At 60.5% G+C, this 9,239-nt stretch carries 9 protein-coding genes and 1 pseudogene; all 10 read left to right on the forward strand.

Annotation, left to right across the window (positions count from 1 at the left end; all coding sequences use genetic code 11):
- Window positions 1-122: 122 nt before the first annotated feature.
- Window positions 123-764 (forward strand): annotated as a pseudogene (locus tag F7R19_RS28935) (GDP-mannose 4,6-dehydratase); the annotation flags it as partial.
- Window positions 765-771: 7 nt separating this feature from the next.
- On the forward strand, window positions 772-1,710 hold the full coding sequence (gene fcl, locus F7R19_RS28940; RefSeq protein ID WP_150982928.1) for a GDP-L-fucose synthase: 939 nt from the start codon (window positions 772-774) through the stop codon (window positions 1,708-1,710).
- Between the two features lie 43 nt (window positions 1,711-1,753).
- Window positions 1,754-2,584 (forward strand): ABC transporter permease, encoded by an 831-nt coding sequence (locus F7R19_RS28945; protein ID WP_150982919.1) that lies wholly within the window; start codon window positions 1,754-1,756, stop codon window positions 2,582-2,584.
- A gap of 2 nt (window positions 2,585-2,586) precedes the next feature.
- Entirely contained in the window at window positions 2,587-3,909 is a 1,323-nt protein-coding gene (locus F7R19_RS28950; protein WP_150982920.1) for an ABC transporter ATP-binding protein, read from the forward strand.
- Entirely contained in the window at window positions 3,906-4,673 is a 768-nt protein-coding gene (gene rfbF, locus F7R19_RS28955) for a glucose-1-phosphate cytidylyltransferase (protein WP_150982921.1), read from the forward strand. Before F7R19_RS28950 ends, rfbF begins: the two co-directional genes overlap by 4 nt.
- Complete coding sequence (gene rfbG, locus F7R19_RS28960) at window positions 4,670-5,749, forward strand: CDP-glucose 4,6-dehydratase (protein ID WP_150982922.1); 1,080 nt, start codon at window positions 4,670-4,672, stop codon at window positions 5,747-5,749. Before rfbF ends, rfbG begins: the two co-directional genes overlap by 4 nt.
- Window positions 5,746-6,297: a dTDP-4-dehydrorhamnose 3,5-epimerase gene (gene rfbC / locus F7R19_RS28965; RefSeq protein ID WP_150982924.1), complete on the forward strand. Its 552-nt coding sequence runs from the start codon at window positions 5,746-5,748 to the stop codon at window positions 6,295-6,297. The genes rfbG and rfbC overlap by 4 nt, the downstream gene beginning before the upstream one ends.
- Window positions 6,294-7,523, forward strand: coding sequence for a class I SAM-dependent methyltransferase (locus tag F7R19_RS28970; RefSeq protein ID WP_211922806.1), 1,230 nt, complete (start codon window positions 6,294-6,296; stop codon window positions 7,521-7,523). Before rfbC ends, F7R19_RS28970 begins: the two co-directional genes overlap by 4 nt.
- A gap of 12 nt (window positions 7,524-7,535) precedes the next feature.
- Entirely contained in the window at window positions 7,536-8,651 is a 1,116-nt protein-coding gene (locus F7R19_RS28975) for a DegT/DnrJ/EryC1/StrS family aminotransferase (protein WP_150982926.1), read from the forward strand.
- Window positions 8,641-9,156 carry a formyltransferase family protein gene (locus F7R19_RS28980; RefSeq protein ID WP_150982927.1) on the forward strand — a complete coding sequence of 172 codons (516 nt, stop codon included), beginning with the start codon at window positions 8,641-8,643 and terminating at the stop codon, window positions 9,154-9,156. The genes F7R19_RS28975 and F7R19_RS28980 overlap by 11 nt, the downstream gene beginning before the upstream one ends.
- The last annotated feature ends 83 nt before the right edge of the window (window positions 9,157-9,239 follow it).

The raw sequence follows: 9,239 nt of genomic DNA on the forward strand, positions 1-9,239 counted from the left end.
CACCAGCCGTACCGCTTCCAGCTTGAATTCCAGCGTGTACTGCGCCCGCTTTGTCTTGCTTGTCATCACATCTCTCCTTGCTTCAGTTTAACCTCAGCAAGGGATTCGTTTTGCGGGGGCAAGCTCACTGGATTACCGTCAACTATCGCGAGTCGTACGGCATGTACGCGTGCAACGGCATCCTGTTCAATCACGAATCGCCGCTGCGCGGGGAAACCTTTGTCACGCGCAAGATCACGCGCGCGATCAGTCGTATCGCGCTGGGCCTGCAGGATTGCCTGTACCTCGGCAACCTGAACAGCCTGCGGGATTGGGGCCACGCGCGCGACTACGTGGAAATGCAGTGGCTGATGCTGCAACAGGAACAGCCCGAGGATTTTGTCATCGCCACTGGCGTGCAATATTCGGTGCGTGATTTCGTTCGTATCGCTGCGGCTGAACTCGGCATCACGGTGCGCTTCGAGGGCGAGGGCGTGAACGAAATCGGTATCGTGGACAGTGTCGACGCGCAAAAGGCCGCTGCATCGGGCCTGAAAGTGGCCGTGGGCGAGACCATCGTGCGTGTCGATCCGCGCTATTTCCGGCCCGCCGAAGTGGAGACCTTGCTTGGCGATCCGACCAAGGCGCGTGAGAAGCTTGGCTGGACGCCGCGCACCACGTTCGCCGAGCTGGTGCGCGAAATGGTGGAAGCCGACTTCGACCTGGCGCGCCGCGACAGCCTGGTGAAGGAAGCCGGCTTCAAGGCGTTCAACTACCACGAGTGACGCGATGATGAATCCTCAAGCCAAGATCTATGTGGCCGGGCATCGCGGCCTGGCCGGCTCGTCGATCGTGCGTCGACTGCGTGCGGCGGGCTACAACAACCTCGTGCAGCGTACGCACGCCGAACTGGACCTCACGGACCAGGGCGCCGTGGAAGCCTTCTTCGAGACTGAACGACCGGAATACGTGTTCCTCGCCGCGGCGAAGGTGGGCGGCATTCACGCCAACAACACGTACCCCGCCGAGTTCATCCGCGACAATCTGGCCATTCAGACCAACGTGATCCATTCGGCCTGGAAGAATGGCGCGCGCAAGCTGCTGTTCCTCGGATCGTCGTGCATCTATCCGAAATTTGCGCCGCAGCCGATGCCGGAAAGCTGCCTGCTGACCGGCGAACTGGAGCCGACCAACGAGTGGTATGCCATTGCGAAGATCGCCGGCATCAAGATGTGCCAGGCGTATCGCCGTCAGTACGGTTTCGACGCCATCTCGCTGATGCCGACCAATCTCTACGGCCCCGGCGATAACTTCGATTTGCAGAACTCGCACGTGTTGCCGGCCTTGCTGCGCAAGTTCCACGAGGCCCGCATGCGTGGCGATGAGGAAGTGGTGGTGTGGGGCACGGGGACGCCGCGCCGCGAATTCATGCATGTGGATGACCTCGGCGCCGCGGCCGTATTCCTGATGGAAAACTATTCGGACGAAGCGTTCGTCAACGTTGGCGTCGGCAGTGACGTATCGATCCGCGAACTGGCCGACATCGTCAAGGAAGTCACCGGGTTCCAAGGCCGCATCGTGCAGGACACAAGCAAGCCGGACGGCACGCCGCGCAAGCTGATGGATGTCAGCCGCCTCGATTCGCTCGGTTGGAAGGCTCAGGTGGAATTGCGCGAAGGCGTGGCCCAGACCTACGCGTGGTTCGTCGAGCACTACGCGCAGGCTCAATAAGATATCGGGCGGCTGGACAGCCAGTGCCTGAAATACAAGCGATATGAGTACGGCAGACAACGTTACCTATCTTGAAAGCGGACGCGCCGCCAAGGACTATTGGCGGGATTTCTGGCGCCATCGCGAACTGCTCATGTTCCTGGTGTGGCGCGACATCATCGTGCGCTACAAGCAGACTGTGGTCGGTACGAGCTGGGTGCTGATCCGGCCGTTCCTGACCATGCTCGTGTTCACCTTCGTCTTTGGCAAGGTGGCAAATCTGGCATCGGGCAACGTGCCATATTCGCTGGTGGTATTCACGGGACTGCTGCCGTGGTTTTTCTTTGCGAGCGCCCTGAGCGAATGCAGCAATAGTTTGGTTGGCAATTCGCACCTGATTTCGAAGATCTATTTTCCCCGCCTGATCGTGCCGGTAGGGTCGATCACGGTCTCGATCGTCGATTTTCTTATCACCTTCGTGCTGCTGTTCCTGGTAATGGCCTGGCATCGCTTCATGCCAGGCTGGCACATCGTGTTCGTGCCATTGTTCATCCTGCTGGCCATCGCGGTGTCGTTCGGACTGGGACTCTGGACTGCCGCGCTTAATGTCCGTTTCCGTGATTTCCGTCACCTGATCCCATTCGTGCTGCAACTGGGCGTGTACGTGTCTCCGGTTGGTTACAGCAGTCAGGTGCTGCCGGAGAAATGGCGGCTCGTGTATTCGCTGAACCCGATGGTGGGTGTGATCGACGGCTTCCGCTGGTCGATCCTTGGCGGCGATTTCACGATGTATTGGCCCGGCCTGATTATCTCGATTGTCATGAGCGTTACGCTGGTGGCGACCGGTATCTGGTATTTCCGCAAAACGGAAGCCACCTTTGCGGATGTGATCTAACAATGACCACTGCGATTCACGTCGAAAATCTGTCCAAGTGCTACACGATTGCGCACCAGCGCGCCAGTCGTGACGAGTCGCTGCGCTTTGCCATCGAGCGAAACATTCGCGCGGTTGGCGCGCGCATGCTGGGGCGCGGCACGCGGCAGAGCATTGCACTGCCGGACGACGAGATCCAGCAGACCGAAGACTTCTACGCCCTGAACGACATCTCGTTCGAGGTGCAGACCGGTGAGCGCGTGGGCATCATCGGCGCCAACGGCGCGGGCAAATCGACGCTGCTGAAGATTCTCAGCCGTATCACCGAGCCGAGCCGCGGCCGCATCACCATTCGCGGACGTGTATCGAGCCTGCTGGAAGTCGGCACGGGATTTCACCCGGAACTCACCGGCCGCGAGAACATTTTCCTGAACGGCGCCATCCTTGGGATGCCTCGTAGCGAGATCAGAAAGAAGTTCGACGAGATCGTCGCGTTCTCGGAAGTCGAGCGATTCCTGGACACGCCGGTCAAGCACTATTCGAGCGGCATGTATGTGCGGCTGGCATTCTCGGTGTCAGCTCACCTCGACCCCGAGGTCCTCATCCTGGACGAAGTGCTGGCCGTGGGCGATGCGCGTTTCCAGAAGAAGTGCATGAACAAGATGCGCCGCTTCAGTGAGGAAGGACGCACAGTGCTGTTCGTCAGCCATAGTGCTTCCGCTATTAGTCAGTTTTGTAGTAGCGCGATCTACCTCGAAAAAGGCAGGATCAAGCGCATGGGTCCAGCACAAGACGTGGTGGACGAATACATGGTCCAGAGCAATGCCGGGGTGGAGGAAACTCGCCCTGAACTGATCTCGACGTTTGTTCCTGCGACCAACAACGGCGACGACCTCGTGCACGTAGATAGCGTGGCGCTGGTGCAGAGCGAAAACCGCGAGCCCGGTGTAGTACCTATCGGCGCGGAAGCAACCATTCAGGTGGATTACACCGTTAAGCAGTTCTGCAGCAACGAATTTGTTCCGAACTTCCATATACGGACGCTGGACGGCGTGATGGTCTGTATTGTTTCGCCACCCAACGACCAGGTTACGCAAGTCGGACCGGGCCACTACATTGCAAGGTGCGTGATCCCGGCCCACCTGCTTAATGACGGCATCTATTCTGTGCAAATCGCGATTACGTCATTCAACCTTGGACAGACGGTGCATGTGAATATTCCGAATGCACTGCTTTTCCAAGTGGTGGACGATCTCTCCGACACCACCTATCGCAACGGCTACATGCAGGCCATTCCTGGCGTCATTCGCCCGCGCCTGCAGTGGCAAATTGGAGCATCGGCATGAAGGTCGTGATTCTGGCGGGCGGCCTGGGCACGCGTATCAGCGAGGAATCGCACCTGAAGCCCAAGCCGATGATTGAGATCGGGGGCAAGCCTATCCTGTGGCACATCATGAAGATCTATTCCCATTACGGGATCAACGATTTCGTGATCTGCCTTGGCTACAAGGGCTATGTCATCAAGGAGTATTTCGCCAACTACTTCCTGCACATGTCCAACGTCACGTTCGACATGGCGCGCAACCACATGGAAGTGCATGAGCGATACGCCGAACCGTGGCGCGTGACGCTGATCGACACCGGTGCGGAGACGCTGACCGGCGGCCGGCTCAAGCGTGTGCGCGACTACGTGGGCGACGAGACGTTCTGCTTTACCTATGGCGATGGGGTGACCAACCTCGACATCGGGTCGCTGATCAAGTTTCACCAGCAGCACGGCAAGCTCGCCACGGTCACGGCGATTCAGCCGCCCGGCCGCTACGGCGCGTTGAACCTGACCGGCCCCGCCGTCAGCAATTTCCAGGAAAAGCCGGCAGGCGACGGCGCGTGGATCAACGGCGGCTTTTTCGTGCTCGAGCCGAAGGTTTTCGACTACATCGAGAACGATCGCACCAGTTGGGAATCGACGCCGCTGCAACGTCTGGCGCAGGAAGGCGAATTGATGGCGTATCAGCACGATGGCTTCTGGCAAGCGATGGATACGCTGCGCGACAAGAACCATCTGGAAGATCTGTGGGCGGCCACGCCACCGTGGAAGGTGTGGGCATGACCGAGTTCGGCGACGCCTATCGCGGCCGGCGCGTGCTGCTGACGGGCCACACGGGCTTCAAGGGCAGCTGGCTCGCGCTTTGGTTGTCGCGGCTAGGCGCCATCGTGACCGGCGTCGCGCTTGCGCCGGAGACGACGCCGAACCACTGGGACCTGCTCGGCCTGAACATGGCATCGCACATGGTCGATATTCGCGACCGCGACGCGTTGGCGCGCGTGGTGGCCGACGCGCGGCCTGAGGTGGTGTTCCATCTGGCCGCGCAGCCGCTGGTGCGTCGCTCGTACCGCGAACCCGTCGACACCTGGGCCACCAACGTCATGGGTACGGCCAACCTGCTCGAATGCTGCCGGAGTGCACCGTCGGTGCAGGGTGTGCTGGTCGTTACGTCAGACAAGTGCTACGAAAACCACGAGTGGGTCTGGGGCTATCGCGAAAACGATCGCCTGGGCGGTCACGATCCGTACAGTGCATCGAAGGCTGCGACGGAACTGCTGGTCGCGAGCTATCGTGCGTCATTTTTCCATGCCGTCGATGCACCGGCGCTGGCGTCAGCGCGTGCCGGCAACGTGATCGGCGGCGGCGACTGGTCGGAGGATCGGCTGATTCCCGACGTAGTTCGCGCGGTCACGCAGGGAACCGCGGTGGAAATCCGCTCGCCCGCCGCTACGCGACCGTGGCAACACGTGCTCGAATCGCTCAGCGGTTATCTTTTGCTCGGCCAGCGTCTGCTGGCGCGCCGGCATGATGCCGCCGAGGCGTGGAACTTCGGTCCGGCCGAGGAAGGCAACCGGCCGGTGCAGGCCGTGATGGAGCGCATCGCCGAACTATGGCCCGCCATGCATTGGCATGTGGCGAACAATGCGGACTTGCATGAAGCCCGGCTGCTATATCTTGACAGCGCGAAGTCGCGCGCAGGATTGCAATGGCAGCCAGTATGGGGCTTTGACGATGCGCTGGCTGCCACGGTGGCTTGGTATCGGGCCTACCTGTCGCAGGGCGCGGTGATCAGTGATGAGCAGCTCGATCAGTACGTGCAGGCCGCCCGCGCCCGCAATCTGGCGTGGTGTCAGTCATGAAGGTCGAGCCAACGCCAATTGCCGGCGCGCTGGTGGTGACAGGCCAGGCCCTGGCCGATCATCGCGGCGCCTTCCAGCGACTCTATTGCGACCGCGAACTGGCGGGCGTGCTGGCGGGACGTCAGATCGTCCAGATCAACCACTCGCGCACCACGCAGGTGGGCGCCGTGCGCGGCATGCATTACCAGTTGCCGGGCGATGCGGAAATGAAACTCGTGCGTTGCCTGCGTGGTCACGTCTGGGATGTGGCGGTCGACCTGCGGGCCGGTTCGCCGACGTTCCTGCGTTGGCATGCTGTGGAACTGTCGGCCGACAACGCTCGCATGTTCGTCATTCCCGAGGGCTGCGCGCATGGATTCCAGGTGTTGGCGCCGGAATCGGAATTGTTGTATTTGCATACCGCGCACTACGCGCCGAAGTCGGAAGGCGGCATTCGCCATGACGACCCTGCGGTCGACATCGATTGGCCGCTGCCCGTTGCCGACCTGTCCCAGCGCGATCGTGCGCACCCGTTATTAAGCAGCGATTACTCCGGAATCCAGTTATGAAGTGCCGCCATTGCGAAAACCTCCTGTCCAACGTCTTTCTGGACCTTGGCTTCGCACCGCCCAGCAATGCCTATCTGAGCGAGGCGGCGCTGCGCGCGCCGGAAACGCATTTCCCGCTGAAGCTCTTTGTCTGCGATCGATGCGGGCTCGTACAGACGGAAGACTACGCACGGGCCGATGAACTGTTCAGTGGCGATTACGCGTACTTCTCGTCGGTATCGCGCAGCTGGCTCGATCACGCCGCACGCTACGCCGACATGATCACGAAGCGGCTGGAGCTCTCGAGCGAGAGCCTCGTCATGGAAGTGGCGTCGAACGACGGCTATCTGCTGCGCAATTTCGTCGCTGCCGGCATTCCATGCCTGGGTGTCGAGCCGACTGCCAGCACGGCGCAGGCCGCGGAAAAACTCGGCATTCCGGTGCTGCAGGAGTTTTTCGGCAAGGCGCTTGCCGCGCGTCTGGCGGAGCAAGGCCAGCGCGCCGACCTGATCGTAGGCAATAACGTATTCGCGCACGTGCCCGATATCAACGATTTCACCGCCGGGCTCAAGGCCGCGTTGAAGCCGGGCGGCACGATCACGCTGGAATTTCCGCATTTGATGCGACTGGTAGAACAGGTGCAATTCGATACCGTCTACCACGAGCATTTCTCGTACCTGTCGCTGGCCACGGTGGCAACCATCTTCCGTGCGGCGGGCTTGCGTGTTTGCGATGTCGAGGAATTGCCGACGCACGGCGGCAGCCTGCGCGTTTATGGCTGCCATGCCGACGACGCGCGTGCGGACACCGCGGCGCCTGCACGTGTGCTCGATGCGGAAGCCAGTGCGGGCCTGAGCGATTTTACTGGCCACGCTTATCGCACGTTTCAGGCGCGTGCCGACGCGGTCAAGGATGGCCTGCTGACCTTCCTGATCGAGCAGAAACGTGCCGGCAAGACGGTTGCGGCCTACGGAGCAGCCGCCAAGGGCAACACGCTGCTCAACTACGCCGGCGTGAAGCCGGACCTGCTGGGCTACGTCTGCGATGCGGCGCCATCGAAGCAAGGGAAGTTTCTTCCCGGCAGCCATATTCCGATCGTGTCGCCGGACCAACTGGCGCAGACCAGGCCGGACATCGTACTGATCCTGCCGTGGAACATCGCCGACGAAGTGACGACGCAACTTGCCTACATCCGTGAATGGGGCGGCAAGTTTGCAGTGGCCGTGCCGGCGATCAACGTATTCTGAGGAGAGCGTCCTGTGTCGCGCATCTACTACACGAAGCCTTCCATTACCGAGCTGGAAGTCCGCTATGCAACCGACGCTGCGGCGAACGGATGGGGCGAGCACTGCTACGACTATATCCACAAGTTCGAGCAGGGGTTTGCCGAGCATCTTGGCGTGAAGCACGCAATCGCCACGTCGAGTTGTACCGGCGCCATGCACCTGGGGCTGGCAGCGCTGGGCATCGGGGCCGGCGACGAAGTGATCCTCGCGGATATCAACTGGATTGCCACCGCATCGCCGATCGTGCATCTTGGTGCGACGCCTGTACTGGTCGATATTCTCCCAGACACCTGGTGCCTGGATCCGCGGAAGGTGGAAGCGGCCATCACGCCGCGCACCAGGGCGATCATCGCCACGCATATCTACGGCAGCCTTTGCGACATGGACGCGCTGATGGCGATCGGGCAGCGTCATGGCATCCCAGTTATCGAAGACGCGGCGGAAGCTCTCGGCTCGGCCTATGGTGGCAAGCGCGCGGGCGCGATTGGGACATTCGGCACGTTTTCGTTCCATGGCACCAAGACGTTGACGACGGGCGAGGGCGGCATGTTCGTGACCAACGATCCGGCGCTGTACGAGCGTGTGCTGACGCTTAACAACCATGGACGGGCGAGAGGCGAAACGCGTCAATTCTGGTCGGAGCGGGTCGGTTTCAAATACAAGATGTCAAATATCCAAGCCGCCATCGGATGCGCGCAGCTTGAACGCATCGACGAATTGGTAGACAAGAAGCGCGCGATTTTCCAGTGGTACAAGGAGGCGTTGGCGCCTCTGGCGGCAGTCGCGAAAATGAACGTCGAACATGCTGGGACAGTGAATGGATACTGGATGCCGACACTGGTGTTTGACCAGCATGCCGGTTTCGATCGTGAGGCGGTTCTAAAGCGGTTCAAGGACGAGAACATAGATGGGCGCGTATTCTTCTGGCCCCTCAGCGTGCTCGGTGTGGACGGTATTCCTACCGATGTGGATACACCGGTAGCACACGACATTTCGCCCCGTTCGATCAATCTTCCGAGCTACCACGACATGGGCCCTGCGGAAGTGGAGCGGGTAGCAAACGTATTGCTGAGCTTCCATGAAGCCTGATCCAATACGTATCGGCTCGATTGGCTTTATGGCTGACCAGGACGTCGGCCTGGCAGCGGTTCGCTACGTGCTCGAAAATTTTCGCGACGACGTTCGCTACGTGGTGACGACCGCTGACAACGAAATCGCGGCATTGTGCAGGCTGCATCAGTGCAATGTGGTCCTGGCAAGCGCGATAACCGACGAAAACGCTCCTGCCTTGCTGGGCGACGTGGACCTGCTGATTCTTGCTTGGTGGCCGAAGATTCTGCCCAGGGCCGTGATCGACATTCCGCGTCGGGGCGTGGTGAATTTTCACCCGAGCCTGCTGCCGCACAACCGGGGCAAGCACTACAACTTCTGGACCATTGTGGAGGACAGCCCTTTTGGTGTTTCCCTTCATCTTGTCAACGAAGGTGTCGACCAAGGGGACATCCTGTTCCAGGCGCCCATTGAGAAAACTTGGGAAGACACCGGCGGTTTGACCTTGCCCCTGTTCCACGAATCCCATAACCGAGGGAATTAGGCAGCCCGGTGTTGCTGAGCTGCGGACCAGTTTTTCTCGAACGTCATGGGGCTGACGTAGCCCAGCGTCGAGTGGAGTCGGCT

It is taken from the genome of Cupriavidus pauculus, from assembly GCF_008801835.1.
GTDB lineage: Bacteria > Pseudomonadota > Gammaproteobacteria > Burkholderiales > Burkholderiaceae > Cupriavidus > Cupriavidus pauculus.

What these genes read in the sequence shown, in the direction of transcription:
- F7R19_RS28970 (WP_211922806.1), top strand. Translation starts at nt 6,294, where the DNA reads ATGAAGTGCCGCCATTGCGAAAACCTCCTGTCCAACGTCTTTCTGGAC.
- rfbC (WP_150982924.1), top strand. Translation starts at nt 5,746, where the DNA reads ATGAAGGTCGAGCCAACGCCAATTGCCGGCGCGCTGGTGGTGACAGGC.
- F7R19_RS28945 (WP_150982919.1), top strand. Translation starts at nt 1,754, where the DNA reads ATGAGTACGGCAGACAACGTTACCTATCTTGAAAGCGGACGCGCCGCC.
- fcl (WP_150982928.1), top strand. Translation starts at nt 772, where the DNA reads ATGAATCCTCAAGCCAAGATCTATGTGGCCGGGCATCGCGGCCTGGCC.
- F7R19_RS28950 (WP_150982920.1), top strand. Translation starts at nt 2,587, where the DNA reads ATGACCACTGCGATTCACGTCGAAAATCTGTCCAAGTGCTACACGATT.
- F7R19_RS28980 (WP_150982927.1), top strand. Translation starts at nt 8,641, where the DNA reads ATGAAGCCTGATCCAATACGTATCGGCTCGATTGGCTTTATGGCTGAC.
- rfbF (WP_150982921.1), top strand. Translation starts at nt 3,906, where the DNA reads ATGAAGGTCGTGATTCTGGCGGGCGGCCTGGGCACGCGTATCAGCGAG.
- rfbG (WP_150982922.1), top strand. Translation starts at nt 4,670, where the DNA reads ATGACCGAGTTCGGCGACGCCTATCGCGGCCGGCGCGTGCTGCTGACG.